Below are 15,351 nucleotides of genomic sequence, written 5' to 3' on the forward strand. Positions count from 1 at the left end.
ACAGGGGGCCTGCCGGTGTGATCAAAGTTGCACTCAAAGGAGCAGTGGGTTTGAGCGGGGGCGGCTACAAGGATGGGGTTTGGTGTGGTTTGCCGGGTGCGGGTGGTCAGTGGTTGCCCGCGCCCCGCGGCGGAGCCGCTGAAGTCGCAGCCCCGCGCCCCTGGAGGGTGCTGCTCAGCCGCGTCCTTGCCAGGTGCCGGAGTTCCTCCGCCGCCACCAGGCGTTCCTCGTCCGCGTCGTTGTTCAAACGTGACCGGATGGCCGCCAGGACGTGGTTCAGGGTCTCGTCCGGGGACAGGCCGTCCAGGCAGATGACGAACACGTGTCCGAAGCGGGACTCGTAGGCCGCGTGCGCCGCGTTCAGGGCCGTGTGGGCCGCCGCGTAGGTGTCCTCGGGGAGCGCGGGCGGTGTTTCGGCGGCCAGGGCCTCGGTCAGGTCGTCCGGGGCGAGGTCGTAGGCCGCCTCGTCCGCTGCGGCCAGGAGTGCCGGGAGGTCCGGGTAGGGGCGGTGCGCGGTGAGGCGGCGGGCCCAGGCGTGGCTGTTCAGGCAGGCGAGGAGGGTCCGGGAGGCCTCGTCGGGGCGGGCCGTGTTGAAGCGCTCCAGCGAGGTGGGTGTTGCCGGTGCGGCGCGTGTTTGCACCGGCACCGGTATGGCCACTCGGCCGGGGAAGTCTGGGAGACGTTGCACAGGCAGCGCGGGTCCTCGTGGGCGTCACGTGTGTGTCGGCAGGGGATGGTGCGAAAGGTGTGGCGTCACGTTATCGAGTGACGGCAACGCGTGTCCGTCCGATGCCCGAATTTCACCCGAACGGGAGAGTTTCAGAACATGTGGTGGACGCATGACGGCAACGGCGGCCATAGGTTGGCGCTGTGAGCCAGCACAGAGGCCGGATACCGGCGCACAGAGTGAGGCAGCGGGCCGTGATCGCCGGCGCGGTGGTCGCCGCGCTCGGCGTGGGAGTCGGCCTCTGGGCCACCGACGGCGACGGCGACGGCGGCGACCGGGAGGGCTCGGCGGCCGGGTCCTCCACCGGCGAGGCGGCCGCGCCCAGCCCCAGCCGCTCCTACCCGCTGTCGAAGGAGCCGCGCACCATACCCGCCGTACGCGACCACACCCCCGCCCGCGGGCCGGGCTGGCAGCCGGAGAAGGGGCACCGCGTCGTCGTCGCCGACTCCGCTCTCGCCGACGAGGGGAAGCAGATCGCCGGCGAACTGGGGATGACCTACGCGGGGGAGAAGGACGACGAGCAGGCGGGGGACCTGCTCCTCGACGTCAAGGCGGACAAGGGCGCGAACCCGGAGTCGTACGCCATGACCGTCCGCGACGGCCGGGTCACCGTCACCGGGCCCGCCGAGGCCGGCGTCTACTACGGCACCCGGACCCTGAAGCAGGAGGTGGACGGCGGCGGCACCGCGCCGGAGGGCGTGGTGAAGGACGAGCCGGCCAAGCAGAAGCGCGGCTTCTCGCTGGACATCGCCCGCAAGCACTACAGCGCCGACTGGATCAAGGACCGGATCCGTGAGCTGGGCGACCTGAAGTTCAACGAGCTGGGCCTGCACTTCTCCGACGACCAGGCCTTCCGCATCGAGTCCGACTCGCACCCCGAGATCGTCTCGGACGAGCACCTCAGCAAGGCCGAGATGAAGGAGATCATCGATCTCGCCTCCTCGCGCCACATCACCGTCGTCCCCGAGATCGACTCGCCCGGCCACCTCGGCGCCGTGATCGCCGCGCACCCCGACCTGCAACTGCGCAACGCGCAGGGCAAGGCCACGCGCGGCGCCATCGACATCTCCAAGCCGGAGGCCGCGAAGATCGTCGACGACCTGCTGAACGAGTACGCCGACCTCTTCCCCGGCTCCCAGTTCCACCTCGGCGCCGACGAGTACCAGGCGCTCGTGGTGCCGAACCCGGAGGCGTCCTACCCGACGCTGGCCGCCGCGGCCCGCAAGGCGTACGGTTCCGGCGGCACCGTCGCCGACCTCACCACCGGCTGGCTCAACGGCCGCGCCAAGACCGTCATGGCGCACGACCGCGTCCCGCGCGCGTGGAACGACGGCTTCTTCAAGGACACGTCCGTCGAGCCGCTCAAGGAGATCAAGGTCGCCTACTGGACCGGCAAGGAGATCGGCGCCCGCCCGCCGACGGAGTACCTGAGCGCGGGCCGCCAGGTCCTCAACTACAACGACGAGTTCCTCTACTACGTCCTCGGCGAGCCCCAGACCTTCGTCTACCCGACCGGCGAGCGCATCTACGAGCAGTGGACCCCGCGCGTCCTGCGCGGCACCAAGGCCGTCGACGCCAAGTACGACGACCAGATCCTCGGCGGCAGCTTCGCGGTCTGGGGCGACATCCCGAGCGCCCAGACGCAGGCGCAGGTCGCCCAGGGCATCCGGCTGCCGCTGGCCGCGACGGTCCAGAAGCTGTGGGACCCCGACAAGCCCGAGCTGTCCTGGGCGGACTTCAAGTCGCTGGCCGACCGCCTCGACTGACGCCGGGTCGGCCGGGTGCCCCGGCCCTCCCCCCGGACATGTCCTGGTGAGGGCGTGCCGATTGTCCGATCCGGCTGCGAACTCCCGTACGCCTGTGGTGGTCTTTTGACCGGGCCGAACCGACATGCCGGGGGGACGCGGAACATGGGCTACTGGGGATACTTCGTCGTGGGCCGCGCGGAGCGGCCGCTCCGGGAACTGGACGCGCTGTCGCGCGCCGCGGACATGTCCCTGCGCCGGTCCGCGCCCGGCGACTGGCAGGTGTGGGAGTTCCCGGGCGGCGACGGAGACGTCGGGAACATGAACGACCTGGCCGGACAGACGGGGGCGCCCGCGCTGTTCGGATACGTGATGGACAGCGACTGCGTGGTGGTGGAGGCGGCGGCGCCCGAGAGCGGCGCGTGGACGACCTGCCTGGCGCGCTCCGCCATGGCCGGGTACCTGGGCGCCGAGCGGGACGGACTCACCCTCGAGGACTACTTCCTGGAGCCCCGCGACGCCGCCGAGCGCGCCGTCGCCTGGGCGGCCGAGGCGGGGTACGCCGCGAGCGCCGGTGAACTGACCGCGGTGCTGTCGGACGATCCGGGCTCGGGTGCCGACAGGGACGGGGACGCGGACGGGGACGCGGACGCGGACCTCGGGCCGGTGGCCGAAAACCTCTTCTTCCGGTTCCTCGACCGGCTCGGCGTCGTGCCGCTGTGACACGCCCGGGCCGTCGGACGCGGGCTCGCCGTGAGCGGACTGGCTTGTTCGGATCGCTGCGTCCCCCTGCCGGACGGCGACGACGAGGTTCTCCGGCCCCGACGCCACCGGGGAGGAGGAGGCCGTGCTCCTGGCGCCGCATGCTCGCGACCGCCCCCGAGGAGTGCACCGGCCCGGCGCTGCGGACCTGGGCCGACGCCTGCCCCCTCGTCGCCGGTTCCGGCGGTCGGGAGCAAGCAACGCGTCGCATCGTGGACAGTCTGGGAGATGAAGCCGATCTTCCCGAAGCAGGTCGGTTCGAAGTCAGTCGAGTGATTGACGGTGAGGTCGTGACGATCCGGGGAGCTGTCGTCAAGGGCATTCCGCGGATCGGAACGGCGTTCATTCCCGAGAAGTTCCCCGGAGGCTGAACGATGAGAATCCCTGTCGAACCCCGCCCGCTGACCTCACCGGAGCGGGCGGTGGTGGAGCGGATCCTGGGGGTGGGCTTTACGGGAGCGGAGGAGCTGGGCGATCAACTCGACCGGGTTCGGGTGGTGGCACTGTGGGGACCGGACTCCGTGAGTGCCGACCTGCGGGTCGTGGGCGACGCCCCTCGTGCCGCTCTTCGGACCGGGGCTGTCCCGGCGACCGCCACGGTCGTCGACGAGGAGGGCGAGCTGGTCGGCGAGATCATTCTGTGGACCGACTCGGGAATGCTGTCCGGCCTTGAATACGCCTGGTACGGCGACGAGCCTCCCGCTTCGCTCCCCGGGCCGGACCGGATCGTCACCTCGTAGGGCCAGGGGCGGTCGCGAGACGTTCCGGCCGCTCCGAGGCGCCACTCGCCTCGTGAACCGGGGCAACGGCCGGGGCCGCCACCCCCCACAGGAGAGGCCCCGGCCGTCGCGCGGCACGGACCGCGCGGCGGCCCGTACTCCCTTCAGCGCCACGGCCGCGATTTGTGTCACACCCACCGCGTCACGGGTTAGTTGCATCTTGTACGGCAAGGAGAGCCGGACATGGACGAGTGGCGGTTTCAAGACGTAACGTGCCATTCGCGCCGACCAGCGGGGGCTCGCTCCCGCGACGGGTCGCGGGAGGCCATCGCGACCATCGACTGCGACACCACGACGGCGAGGACCGCGTCGGCGAGAGCGACGCCGGTACAGGCGCAGAAAGGCTTCTCGGTGCTGGGGGACGACGCGGAGCTGACCGCCGCAGTGCGTGCGGCACGGGACGGGGACGAGACCGCGTTCCGGATCGTGTACCGCGCCGTGCACCCGCGACTGCTGGGATACGTGCGGACCCTCGTCGGCGACCACGACGCCGAGGACGTGGCGTCCGAGGCCTGGCTGCAGATCGCCCGTGATCTGGAACGGTTCGACGGCGACGCCGACCGGTTCCGCGGCTGGGCCGCCCGCATCGCCCGCAACCGCGCCCTGGACCACATCCGCATGCGCGGGCGCCGGCCCGCGGTCGGCGGCGACGAGACCGAACTGACCGGCAAGCCCGCGGAGTCCGACACCGCGGGCGAGGCCATGGAGGCACTGGCCACCGACAGCGCCCTCTCCCTCATCGCCCGGCTGCCCCAGGACCAGGCCGAGGCGGTCGTCCTGCGCGTGGTGGTGGGCCTCGACGCGAAGAGCGCCGCCGAGACGCTGGGCAAGCGGCCCGGCGCCGTCCGCACGGCGGCGCACCGCGGCCTGAAGCGCCTGGCCGAACTGCTCGGCGGCGATCCGGAATCCGGCGGCGGGCTCGACGCCCTGCCCCCGCAGCGAGAACCGCGCGGTCGTGCGGTGACGTCCGCGAGTGTGACGCATACGCGTGCGCGGACGCAGAAGGACATGTGATGGCCGACGAGCAGGACAAGTGGCTGGACCGCGAAACGGCGGAGCTGCTGCTGCGCGGACAGTCTCCGCAGGGCGTCGAGCCCGCGGCCCGCGAGCGGGCCGAACGACTCGCCGCGGCCCTGGTCGCGCTCTCCGCCCCAGCCGCGCCGACCGGTGAGGAACTCCCGGGCGAGGCAGCCGCGTTGGCCGCCTTCCGCAAGGTGCGCGCCGAGCGGGACGACGCGTCGGCCGGGGCCTCGGCCGGGTCCGGGCGCGACGCCGCTGCCCGGCACCCCGACACCGGTCTCGTCCGCATCGGCCCGCGCGGCGACGGCGCCCGGCGCCCCCGCCGCAGCCGCCCGCTGCGCCTCGGCCTGGCCGCCGCGCTGACCGTCGGCATGGTCGGCTCGGTGGCGGTCGCGGCGGGAACCGGAGTGCTGCCGACGCCGTTCCACCGCACCGAACCGGAACCCGCCGCCACCGTCTCCGCGGCGGTGTCACCCGACCGTCCGCTCGTGTCGCCCTCGCCGTCGGCCGACGCGCGGGGCGGGTCCGCACCCGCGGCGCCGCCCCGGACGCGCCCGACGAGAGCACCGGGGGCGAGAGCGGCCGGGCCGGGAACCGCGACGCGGAGGACCGGGACACCGGCGGCACCGACGGACGGCGGTCGGCCCTCACCGCGTCCTGCCGCAAGGTGCGCGCCGGACAGGAACTCGACGGCCCCCACCGGCGCGCGCTGAAGGAGGCGGCCGGGGGATCGTCCCGGGTGGGGAAGTACTGCGGCGACCTCCTCACCGGCACCGGCACCGGCACCGGCGGCCCGGGGGCGACGACCCGGGAGGGCGGACTCCGGCTGGACACCGGCGACGGCGAGGGCGGGGACGGCAGGAACGGACAGGGCGGCAAGGGCCCGGGGGACAAGGGAAGCAAGGGAGACCAGGGGGGTAAGGAAGACGGGGGAGGCAAGGGGGGCAAAGTAGGCAAGGGTGACAAGGACGGCGGCGGGAAGGAGGGCGACGACGGCCACGCGGGCCAGGGAAACCACGGCGGCGGCGACAACGGCGACGGCGACGGCGACAACGGCGACGGTGACGGCGGCAACGACGATGACGACGACGACTCCGACATAGCCCAGGACATGGCCCCGCCCGCCCGCGACCCCCACCGCCCGCACCGCCCGCCCCGCTCCCACGCCCCCGCTCCTCCTCCGCCCTCGCGGCCCGGACGCAGCCCCGGTCCTCCGCCTCCGCGCCCCACCCGCCCCTCTCCGTCGCCCCCTCCTGACCTGCGGTTTCGTCCCCAACGGGAGAATGTCTCACCGAGGGTGTGACACTTTCGGCCACCGTGACGCAGTACTGAGTGAGCCGACTGGTCATCGGCTTTCGCACCGAGCCGGGGTTCCCCCCGTACCTTCGGCTCGTGCCCCGGCGCGGGCGGGACACGTTCCCCCGGTCCCGCCCGCGCCCCTTCTCACCGGTACACGACGACCTTGTCGCCGTTCCTCACCCGCGCGTACAGGTCCGCGATCGCCCCCTCGTCCCGTACGTTGACGCAGCCGTGCGAGGCGCCCGCGTAGCCGTGGGCGGCGAAGTCGTAGGAGTAGTGCACGGCCTGGCCGCCGCTGAAGAACATGGCGTACGGCATGGCCGAGTCGTAGAGCGTCGAGACGTGGTGGCGGGACTTCCAGTAGACCTGGAAGACGCCCTCGCGGGTCGGCGTGTACTGCGAGCCGAAGCGCACGGACATCGTCGACACGGTCCGCCCGTCGACCATCCAGCGCAGTGTCCGGCTCGACTTGCTGACGCACAGCACCCGGCCGGTCAGACAGCGGGGATCGGGCGCGGCGGCGGGCTGCCCGCCCATCAGGTACAGGTCCCACTTGCCCGGCTCGTGCGACATCCCGAGCAGCCGCTGCCAGGTGACGGTGTCGGTCCGGCCGGTCCTCGGCAGCCCGCGCTTGCCCTGGAAGCCGCTGACCGCGCGCTCGGTCGGGTCGTCGTACGTCCCGGTCGGCCCGTCCACCAGCCACTCGACCTGGCGCAGCCGCGCCTGCAGTTCGCGGACGTCCCGGCCGGAGTCGCCCGGTTTCCACAGCACCCTGGCCGCCTCGGCGCGGGCGGACGGCGCCCCCGGCGGCCGGCCGGGCGACGGCGTACTCCCCGGGGTCTTCTTCGGCGGGGCGCCGGTGACGTCTATCCGCACCGGCGCGTGCCCCCGGCCGTCCGGCCCCGTGCCCTGCACGGTGCAGCCGCCCGCCGCCAGTACGGCCCCCAGGGCGACGGCGACCGCCCGTCCCGTGTTCCCCATGCCCGCCATACGCATCACGGCCCCCCGTCGTCTCACGGTCCCGCACGGACGTCCCCTGAGTTGTTCCCGCGGATGACGCCGCGCGAACGGCACGGCATCGTTGTGACCGGGACCGCATCGAGGCTGTGAGGAAGGTCCCAGGGTGCGCCTCTCCACCGGGTGCACGCGCGCGGATACAGTCCGTCGGAGCATCGGTCTGTACCGGCGGGTAGATGACGGGTAGTCCGAGCAGTTCGTTCGAACATGTGCTCAGCGGGAGGCATCACACCATGACGCGCGAGTCCGAGTCCGGGCTGCCCATCGAACCGGTCTACGGGCCCGACGCCCTAGCGGGCTGGGACCCGGCCGAGAAGCTGGGCGAGCCGGGGGCGTATCCGTACACGCGGGGCGTGTATCCGTCGATGTACACCGGCCGGCCGTGGACGATGCGCCAGTACGCCGGTTTCGGCACGGCGACGGAGTCCAACGCCCGCTACAAGCAGCTCATCGCCAACGGCACCATGGGCCTGTCGGTCGCCTTCGACCTGCCCACCCAGATGGGCCACGACTCCGACGCGCCGATCGCGAGCGGCGAGGTCGGCAAGGTCGGCGTGGCGATCGACTCCATCGACGACATGCGCGTGCTGTTCGGCGGGATCCCGCTGGACAAGGTCTCCACGTCGATGACGATCAACGCGCCGGCCTCCCTGCTGCTCCTGCTCTACCAACTCGTCGCCGAGGAACAGGGCGTCGGCGCGGACCGGCTCACCGGCACGATCCAGAACGACGTGCTGAAGGAGTACATCGCGCGCGGGACGTACATCTTCCCGCCGAAGCCCTCGCTGCGGCTGATCGCGGACATCTTCAAGTACTGCAAGGCCGAGATCCCGAAGTGGAACACCATCTCGATCTCCGGCTACCACATGGCCGAGGCGGGCGCCTCGCCCGCGCAGGAGATCGCGTTCACCCTCGCGGACGGCATCGAGTACGTGCGCACGGCGGTCGCGGCCGGGATGGACGTCGACGACTTCGCACCCCGTCTGTCGTTCTTCTTCGTGGCGCGGACGACGATCCTGGAGGAGGTCGCCAAGTTCCGCGCGGCCCGCCGGATCTGGGCCCGGGTGATGCGGGAGGAGTTCGGCGCGAAGAACCCCAAGTCGCTGATGCTGCGCTTCCACACCCAGACCGCGGGCGTGCAGCTGACCGCCCAGCAGCCCGAGGTGAACCTGGTCCGCGTCGCCGTGCAGGGCCTCGGCGCGGTCCTCGGCGGCACGCAGTCCCTGCACACCAACTCCTTCGACGAGGCCATCGCGCTGCCGACCGACAAGTCCGCGCGCCTCGCCCTGCGCACCCAGCAGGTGCTGGCCTACGAGACGGATGTGACGGCGACCGTGGACCCCTTCGCCGGGTCCTACGTCGTCGAGAGGATGACCGACGACGTCGAGGCGGCGACCCTTGAGCTGATGGGCAAGGTCGAGGACCTCGGCGGTGCGGTCAACGCCATCGAGCACGGCTTCCAGAAGGCCGAGATCGAGCGCTCCGCCTACCGGATCGCGCAGGAGACCGACTCCGGCGAGCGGGTCGTGGTCGGCGTCAACCGCTTCCAGCTCGACGCGGAGGAGCCCTACGAACCCCTCCGCGTGGACCCGGCCATCGAGGCCCAGCAGGCCGAGCGCCTGGCCGCGCTCCGCGCGGAGCGCGACCAGGCGGCGGTGGACTCGGCGCTGGCGGCTCTGAAGAAGGCCGCCGAGGGCGAGGACAACGTCCTGTACCCCATGAAGGACGCGCTGCGGGCCCGCGCGACGGTGGGCGAGGTGTGCAACGCGCTGCGGGAGGTCTGGGGGACGTATGTGCCCTCGGACGCGTTCTGACAGCCGCCGGACGCGTTCTGACAGCCGCTGAGCCGGGGCGTCGCGGTCACGCTCACGCCGGCGTTCCCGTGCGGCCTCGTCGTGGGCCGCCACCATGAGCAGTCCGGTTCGGGCTCTCAGCCCGCCAGCCCGAACCGGTCCAGGTACCCGTCCAGCCCCTCCGCCGAGTCCCCGGCCCACCCCACGTACCCGTCGGGCCGTACGAGGAACAGCCCCGCCCCGTACGCCCCGTGCGGGCCCCCGCGTACCACCGGTACCGCCTGCCCCACCGCACCGTCGGGCAGGCCGACGCCCAGGGCCAGCAGCGTCCAGTGCGGCCCCCGGAAGGCGTCGAAGAGCCGCACTCCGTCCACCGTCCCGTCGGGCGCGCGGTCACCGGCCCGTATCGCGTCCTCGCCGACGGCGCCCCGCGTCTCCGCCGTCAGCGACGAGTCCCGGTAGCCGATCCCCAGCTGCCGGGTCGCCCCGCCGCGCCGCACCTCGCCGCGGTGGACGGCGGTCGACAGGTCCAGCATCTGCGCGGCGACCGGACGCCGTTCCTCCTCGTAACTGTCCAACAGCCCGGCCGGAGCACCGCCCGCCAGCACCGCGCCCAGCTTCCAGCCCAGGTTGTAGGCGTCCTGGACGCTGGTGTTCAGTCCCTGCCCGCCCGCGGGCGAGTGCACGTGCGCCGCGTCGCCGGCGATGAAGACCCGGCCCGAGCGGAAACGGTCGGCCAGGGCCGCCCGCGGCCGGAAGTCGGAGACCCAGCGGACCTCGGTCACGTCCTCGGCGGCGATGTGCGAGCGCTCCGCCACGACCTTGCGGACACCGTCCGGGGAGGTGTCCACGTCCGCACCCTCCGGGAACCGCGCCATCACCTGGAAGTCCTCGGTGCCGGCCAGGGGACAGACGGCGAGCAGGCCGACGTCCTCGCCCGGCGGGAAGACGTGCCAGTTGTCGCGGTCCAGGCCGTCGATCCGGACGTCCGCCACCAGCGTCGGGCTCGGGTCGACGGTCTCGCCGGTCATGCCGATGCCCAGCGCGCGGCGCACCGCCGACCGGCCGCCGTCGGCCGCGACCAGGTAGCGGGCGCGCACCGTCCCGCCCGAGGAGAGGTGCGCGGTGACGCCCTCGTCGTCCTGCGCGACACCGACGACCTCGTGGTGGAAGGCGACCTTGCCGCCCAGTTCCCCGAGCCGCGCCGCCAGGATCTCCTGCGTGCGCCACTGCGGCACCATCCACGCCCTGTTGTACGGCGAGTCCTCGGTCGGCTCGGCCGGGTCGAACATGTGGTGCTCGCCGACCCGCTCGCCGTTCCGCCAGACCATGCCGATCGGGTAGGTGCCGCCCGCCGCGTGGATCGCGTCGACGACCCCGAGGTCGTCGAAGACCTCCATCGTGCGGGGCTGGAAGCCCTTGCCCCGCGAGCCCGGGAACAGCTCCCCGGCGCCCTCCAGCACCCACGCGTCCACCCCGCGCCGGGCCAGGTCCACGCCGAGGGCGAGACCGGTGGGGCCCGCGCCGACGATCAGAACGTCCGTGTTCATGGTGACTCTCCTTAACGTTGTTAAGTGCTGCCTGGTTCCGAGGATGGCCTTAACGTCGTTAAGCTGTCAAGCGTGAGTACGGAACGACGCGCCCCCCTCGACCGCCGACGGGTCGCGGACACGGCGCTGAAGCTGCTGAACGAGGTCGGCCTGGACGGCCTGACCCTGCGCGCCATCGCCCGGGAACTGGACGTCAAGGCGCCCGCCCTGTACTGGCACTTCAAGGACAAGCAGGCCCTGCTCGACGAGATGGCCACGGAGATGTACCGGCGGATGGTCGCCGGGACCCCGCTGGACCCGGCCGACACCTGGCGGGAGCGGCTGCTCAAGGCCAACCGCGGCCTGCGCGCGTCCCTGCTCGGCTACCGGGACGGCGCCAAGGTGTTCAGCGGGTCACGCTTCACCGGCGCGGTGCACGCCGAGCAGATGGAGGAGACGCTGCGGCTGCTCACCGCCACCGGGCTCACCCTCGCCCAGGCGGTGCGGGCGACCAACACGACGTATCTGTTCACGCTCGGCTTCGTCACCGAGGAACAGGGCGTCGAGCCCCTGCCCGGCGAGCGCCGGGAGGGCTACGACATGGACGAACGCGCCCGCCTGCTGGCCGCCTACCCTCTGACGGCCGCGGCGGGCGCGGAGATCTTCACGGACTACGGGCGGCACTACGAGGAGTCGCTCGCCCTGGTGGTCGCGGGCGTCGCGGCGGCCTACGGCCTCGACTGAACCCTCCCCGCCGCCTTCGCCCGCTGCGCCGCCCGGTACCGGCGCACCGCACGGGCGACGGCCGGCGGCAGCAGGTCCAGGGCGAGCCGGCGGGTGCGCTCGCGCGGGCCCGGCGGCCGGGGCGCGGCCCGTCCCGGCGTCCGTGCGGCGCCCGTGCCGCGCCCGCCCGACCCGGCCGGGGCGGGTGTCGCGGCGGGCGCGGGCGTCGGCTGCGCGGCGGATTCCGCGGCGGGCGCGGGGTGCCGTGAGGCGGGGAGCGAGGGCGGCGGAGCCAGCCGCTTGCTCCTGGCGCGGGTCCGCACCAGCTCCTGCCCGGCGGCCCGCTCCACCGTCACGGCGATGTCCTCGCGCCCGCCCAGCGCCGCGAGCAGCTCCTCCCGCACCGGCTCCGGGTCGCCCCAGGTGCCGTACAGCTTCTGGGTGCTCAGGCAGACCGGGCGCAGCCCGCGGCTCAGCACCGCCTCCCAGGCCGCGACGGCGACCCCCGGCGTGTGCTCGCTGCGGAAGTCGTCCAGGACGACGATGCCGTCGGGCCGCAGCAGCTCCCTGGCCGCGCGGATGTCGCCCTCGACGTGCTCGTACAGGTGCGAGGCGTCGATGTGGACGAAGCGGCAGGAGCCGGGTGCCACCTCGTCGACCACCGCGGAACTGGGCGCCTGGATGATCGTCGGCAGGGTGTCGTGGAAGGAGAGGTAGTTGCGTTCGAAGGCCTGGCGGGTCAGGGAGGAGTACGACTGCGCCGCCTCCGCCCGGTTGGCCGCGTCCGGCGGCTCGGCCCCGAACAGGTCGCAGACCGTGAGCGTCTCGCCGTCTCGCAGCCGGTGCCCCAGCAGGATCGCGCTCTTGCCCAGATAGGCGCCCAGTTCGAGCAGGTCGCCGCGGGTGTCCAGGCGCTCCTGCCGTTCCAGGAACCAGGAGAACAGCACCTGGTCGAGCGGCCAGAACCAGCCGGGGACGTCGTTCAGCTCACCGGGATACGCGTGCGTCTCTTGAGCGGTCGCCATGGGGAGAGGATGCACCCGCGACGGGCCGGAATCAGCCACTACACACAATTACTCACAATCTTACCGACGGAAAGTCGCACGAATTGCTCAACGGACCGACGCGATCACCCACCGTGCCCGCACCGCCCGCACCGCCCGCACCGCCCCGCGCCCCCGGACCTCGCCGTTCCGCCCGGCGTCGGCCGGAAGTCGTATGCCGTTCAACCGGTGGCGGTTGAATGACGCCGAGGAATCGGGGGGCACACGACACAGGAGGGGCCGCGGTCGGTGAGAGACACGAGCAGAGAAGCAGACGGGCGCAGGACGAGGAACAGGCGCAGGGCGAGGAGCGGCGGCGCATGGCTCACCGGCGCGCTGGTCGCCGCCACCACCCTGGCCGCCGGTCCGGCCCGCGCCGCGGTGGGGGACCCCGTAGGTGACGGCGAGAAGTCCTACGTCGCCCGGATCGTGCTGGGCGACACGGAACGCGCCTGCTCCGGCGCGCTGGTCGAGGCCCGCTGGATCGTCACGGCGGCCAGCTGCTTCGCGGAGGACCCCGCCCGGCCCGGGTCGGTCACCGCGGGCCCGCCCCCGCGCCCGGCCGAGGTGACCGTCGGCCGCACCGGTACGACGGTTTCCGGCCAGGTCCGCGACATCGTCGAGCTGGTCCCGCGCACCGACCGGGACCTGGTGCTGGCGCGGCTGTCCGCGCCGGTGACCGACATCGCACCGGTGGCGCTCGGCGCCGGGGCGCCCACGACCGGCGAGGCGCTCACCGTCGCCGGCTACGGACGCACCGCCGACGCGTGGGTGCCGCAGCGGCCGCACACCGGGACCTTCACCGTCACCGGCGCCCGCGCGGCGGAACTGGACGTCGAGGGACAGGACGGCGCCGCGGTCTGCCTCGGCGACGCGGGCGGCCCGACGCTCCGCTCCGGCACCGACGGCGACGAACTCGTCGCCGTCAGCAGCCGCTCCTGGCAGGGAGGCTGCCTCGGCTCCGAGGAGACACGGCGCGGCGCCGTCCAGACCCGCGTGGACGACATCACCGACTGGATCGGCGCCCGGGTGGCCCGCTGGTCCCTGAAGGCCGAGGCGAACGGCAAGTACGTGTCCGCCGAACTGAACGCCACCGGAAACCAGGAGGGCAGGCTCCAGGCCCGCGGCGACACGGTGCGGGGATGGGAGCAGTTCACCCTGCACACCCGTGACGGCGGCACGACCGTGTCGCTCCGGTCCGCGGCCAGCGGCCTGTTCGTCGCCACCGAACTGAACGACTCCGGCACCCACGAGGCAATGCTGCGCGCCCGCAGCGCCGCCCCCACCGGAGGATGGGAGCGGTTCACCCTCGTACCGCAGGGCGAGGGCAAGTACGCCCTGCGGTCGGACGCGAACGACAAGTACGTGGTGGCCGAGGCCAACTACACCGGGGCCGAGGAGGGCCTGCTGCGCGCCCGCTCGGACAGCGTCGCGGGCTGGGAACGCTTCACGCTGGAGCACGCCGACACCTTCCGCGTCACCGGCGCCGCCCCGGCCGGCCCCGCTCCACTGCCCCTGGACTGATCCGCGGCGCGACAGGACGCCGGCAGCCGGTGGGCGACCCCGCCCCACCGGCTGCCGGCGTCCTCGCGCGCGTCAGCGGGTCCTGGTCAGCGCGGTCCGCAGCCGTGGGGTCAGCGCGTTCTCGACGTAACGGTTCAGCAGCCGGGCCAGCACGAGCATCGCCACGACGGTCAGCAGGAAGGTCGCGTACGAGGGGACGCCCAGCTCCTGGTGGAGGGCCTCGATGACGACCCAGCCCAGGTGCTCGTGGACCAGGTAGAAGGGGTAGGTCAGCGCGCCCGCGACGGTCAGCCAGCGCCAGTCGGCCCAGCGCAGCCAGCCGAGCGCGACGGCGGCGACCAGCGCGAAGCCCAGCGTGACGACCAGGACGATCCCGAACGCCGACCGGTTGGCGAAGGCGTCCGGGGACGGCGGACGCCACAGGCCCTGCACGGCCGAGTGCTGCCCGATCAGCCAGCTCACGACGACGATGCCCCAGGCGTACACGTCACGACGGTCCCGGTGCACCAGGTAGAGGCCGATGCCGCCGATGAAGAACGGGGCGTACTCGGGCATCAGGGTCAGGTCGAGCAGCGGCTCGTCCGCCGCCTGCGCGATCACCGCCGCCAGGGTCCAGCAGGCGCAGAAGAGGATCACCCGCTGCCGGGTCGCGCCCGGCAGGACGACACAGAGGGCGAACAGGGCGTAGAAGCGGATCTCCACCCACAGCGTCCAGTCCACGCCGAGCACCCGGTCGGCGCCGAGGGGCTCGTGCAGCAGGGTCAGGTTCACCAGCCCGTCGCTGGGCGACACCGTCGACCAGGCGACCGCCGGCAGCGCGAACACGACCGTCACCAGGATCACCGCGGCCCAGTAGGCGGGCAGCAGCCGGGCGGCGCGAGAGGCGAAGAAGGACCGCAGGGGGCGGCCCCACCCGCTCATGCAGATGACGAACCCGCTGATCACGAAGAACACCTGCACGCCCAGGCAGCCGTACGCGAACAGGGTGTGGAGCGTCGGGAACTGCAGTTCCGCCGACGACCCCCAGGCCTTCGTGACCTCGCCGCCGCGTCCCCCGTAGTGGTAGGCGGCCACCATCAGCGCGGCCAGCAGCCTCAGTCCGTCCAGCGCGCGCAACCGGTGGTGGCGGGGCGCGGCGGGCTTGTCCGGGGGAGGGGTGCCGGGGCGCGGCAGGACGGTGCGTATCGCCGTGTCCCCGGATTTCTCCCGGGCGGCCTCGGGGGTGTCTATCACGTATTCCCCTTACGGGACTGATCAGGATTCCTGCACGTTAGTCGGAAGGAGAGGCGCTCCTGATCGAAAACGTGCCCCTTTGACGGAAGGTGGAGCGGAATTCATTCGGCTTTCACTTCGCGTACCGTTTCCCTTCGGGAATCCGGAATCCGGAAAC

15 protein-coding genes are annotated in these 15,351 nt (G+C 72.8%); 10 read left to right on the forward strand and 5 right to left on the reverse strand.

Annotated features, from left to right (window positions below):
• Positions 1 to 106 precede the first annotated feature (106 nt).
• On the reverse strand, positions 107 to 646 hold the full coding sequence (locus BJ961_RS04425; RefSeq protein ID WP_271416961.1) for a 2-oxo-4-hydroxy-4-carboxy-5-ureidoimidazoline decarboxylase: 540 nt from the start codon (positions 644 to 646) through the stop codon (positions 107 to 109).
• Positions 647 to 870: 224 nt separating this feature from the next.
• On the opposite strand from BJ961_RS04425, the gene BJ961_RS04430 reads away from it, so the two are divergent.
• The 7 genes from BJ961_RS04430 to BJ961_RS04460 all read left to right on the forward strand — a co-directional run bounded on the left by BJ961_RS04430 (position 871) and on the right by BJ961_RS04460 (position 6,336).
• Positions 871 to 2,493, forward strand: a complete 1,623-nt coding sequence (locus BJ961_RS04430) for a beta-N-acetylhexosaminidase (protein WP_381157854.1) — start codon at positions 871 to 873, stop codon at positions 2,491 to 2,493.
• A gap of 144 nt (positions 2,494 to 2,637) precedes the next feature.
• The gene (locus BJ961_RS04435; RefSeq protein ID WP_271319985.1) at positions 2,638 to 3,195 is read left to right on the forward strand and encodes a hypothetical protein; all 558 of its coding nucleotides are present in this window, start codon (positions 2,638 to 2,640) and stop codon (positions 3,193 to 3,195) included.
• Positions 3,196 to 3,335: 140 nt separating this feature from the next.
• Positions 3,336 to 3,605 (forward strand): hypothetical protein, encoded by a 270-nt coding sequence (locus BJ961_RS04440; protein ID WP_271417278.1) that lies wholly within the window; start codon positions 3,336 to 3,338, stop codon positions 3,603 to 3,605.
• A gap of 3 nt (positions 3,606 to 3,608) precedes the next feature.
• Complete coding sequence (locus BJ961_RS04445) at positions 3,609 to 3,974, forward strand: hypothetical protein (protein WP_271319986.1); 366 nt, start codon at positions 3,609 to 3,611, stop codon at positions 3,972 to 3,974.
• 390 nt (positions 3,975 to 4,364) lie between these two features.
• Complete coding sequence (locus BJ961_RS04450) at positions 4,365 to 5,027, forward strand: RNA polymerase sigma factor (RefSeq protein ID WP_271319987.1); 663 nt, start codon at positions 4,365 to 4,367, stop codon at positions 5,025 to 5,027.
• Positions 5,027 to 5,746 (forward strand): hypothetical protein, encoded by a 720-nt coding sequence (locus BJ961_RS04455; protein ID WP_271319988.1) that lies wholly within the window; start codon positions 5,027 to 5,029, stop codon positions 5,744 to 5,746. The genes BJ961_RS04450 and BJ961_RS04455 overlap by 1 nt, the downstream gene beginning before the upstream one ends.
• Complete coding sequence (locus BJ961_RS04460) at positions 5,701 to 6,336, forward strand: hypothetical protein (RefSeq protein WP_271319989.1); 636 nt, start codon at positions 5,701 to 5,703, stop codon at positions 6,334 to 6,336. Before BJ961_RS04455 ends, BJ961_RS04460 begins: the two co-directional genes overlap by 46 nt.
• A 140-nt stretch (positions 6,337 to 6,476) precedes the next feature.
• On the opposite strand, the gene BJ961_RS04465 is transcribed toward BJ961_RS04460, so the two are convergent.
• On the reverse strand, positions 6,477 to 7,328 hold the full coding sequence (locus tag BJ961_RS04465) for a L,D-transpeptidase family protein (protein ID WP_271319990.1): 852 nt from the start codon (positions 7,326 to 7,328) through the stop codon (positions 6,477 to 6,479).
• A gap of 254 nt (positions 7,329 to 7,582) precedes the next feature.
• Between BJ961_RS04465 and BJ961_RS04470 the strand changes: the two genes are divergently transcribed.
• Positions 7,583 to 9,163: an acyl-CoA mutase large subunit family protein gene (locus BJ961_RS04470; RefSeq protein WP_271319991.1), complete on the forward strand. Its 1,581-nt coding sequence runs from the start codon at positions 7,583 to 7,585 to the stop codon at positions 9,161 to 9,163.
• A gap of 116 nt (positions 9,164 to 9,279) precedes the next feature.
• Here the strand turns inward: BJ961_RS04470 and BJ961_RS04475 are convergent, their stop codons facing one another.
• Positions 9,280 to 10,692, reverse strand: a complete 1,413-nt coding sequence (locus tag BJ961_RS04475; protein WP_271319992.1) for an FAD-dependent oxidoreductase — start codon at positions 10,690 to 10,692, stop codon at positions 9,280 to 9,282.
• Positions 10,693 to 10,764: 72 nt separating this feature from the next.
• On the opposite strand from BJ961_RS04475, the gene BJ961_RS04480 reads away from it, so the two are divergent.
• Positions 10,765 to 11,415, forward strand: coding sequence for a TetR/AcrR family transcriptional regulator C-terminal domain-containing protein (locus tag BJ961_RS04480; RefSeq protein WP_271319993.1), 651 nt, complete (start codon positions 10,765 to 10,767; stop codon positions 11,413 to 11,415).
• Here BJ961_RS04480 and BJ961_RS04485 read toward each other — a convergent pair.
• Positions 11,400 to 12,419: a class I SAM-dependent methyltransferase gene (locus BJ961_RS04485; RefSeq protein ID WP_271319994.1), complete on the reverse strand. Its 1,020-nt coding sequence runs from the start codon at positions 12,417 to 12,419 to the stop codon at positions 11,400 to 11,402. The two genes, BJ961_RS04480 and BJ961_RS04485, sit on opposite strands and share 16 nt — an antisense overlap.
• Positions 12,420 to 12,686: 267 nt before the next feature.
• On the opposite strand from BJ961_RS04485, the gene BJ961_RS04490 reads away from it, so the two are divergent.
• A complete protein-coding gene (locus BJ961_RS04490; RefSeq protein WP_271319995.1) occupies positions 12,687 to 13,961 on the forward strand; it encodes a trypsin-like serine protease in 1,275 nt (424 codons plus the stop codon).
• A 72-nt stretch (positions 13,962 to 14,033) separates the two neighbouring features.
• On the opposite strand, the gene BJ961_RS04495 is transcribed toward BJ961_RS04490, so the two are convergent.
• The gene (locus tag BJ961_RS04495; protein ID WP_381157845.1) at positions 14,034 to 15,194 is read right to left on the reverse strand and encodes an acyltransferase family protein; all 1,161 of its coding nucleotides are present in this window, start codon (positions 15,192 to 15,194) and stop codon (positions 14,034 to 14,036) included.
• Positions 15,195 to 15,351 lie beyond the last annotated feature (157 nt).

This window comes from Streptomyces lienomycini, assembly GCF_027947595.1.
Taxonomy (GTDB): Bacteria; Actinomycetota; Actinomycetes; order Streptomycetales; family Streptomycetaceae; genus Streptomyces; species Streptomyces lienomycini.

What these genes read in the sequence shown, in the direction of transcription:
- BJ961_RS04475 (WP_271319992.1), bottom strand. Translation starts at nt 10,692, where the DNA reads ATGAACACGGACGTTCTGATCGTCGGCGCGGGCCCCACCGGTCTCGCC.
- BJ961_RS04445 (WP_271319986.1), top strand. Translation starts at nt 3,609, where the DNA reads ATGAGAATCCCTGTCGAACCCCGCCCGCTGACCTCACCGGAGCGGGCG.
- BJ961_RS04470 (WP_271319991.1), top strand. Translation starts at nt 7,583, where the DNA reads ATGACGCGCGAGTCCGAGTCCGGGCTGCCCATCGAACCGGTCTACGGG.
- BJ961_RS04485 (WP_271319994.1), bottom strand. Translation starts at nt 12,419, where the DNA reads ATGGCGACCGCTCAAGAGACGCACGCGTATCCCGGTGAGCTGAACGAC.
- BJ961_RS04465 (WP_271319990.1), bottom strand. Translation starts at nt 7,328, where the DNA reads ATGCGTATGGCGGGCATGGGGAACACGGGACGGGCGGTCGCCGTCGCC.
- BJ961_RS04435 (WP_271319985.1), top strand. Translation starts at nt 2,638, where the DNA reads ATGGGCTACTGGGGATACTTCGTCGTGGGCCGCGCGGAGCGGCCGCTC.
- BJ961_RS04455 (WP_271319988.1), top strand. Translation starts at nt 5,027, where the DNA reads ATGGCCGACGAGCAGGACAAGTGGCTGGACCGCGAAACGGCGGAGCTG.
- BJ961_RS04440 (WP_271417278.1), top strand. Translation starts at nt 3,336, where the DNA reads ATGCTCGCGACCGCCCCCGAGGAGTGCACCGGCCCGGCGCTGCGGACC.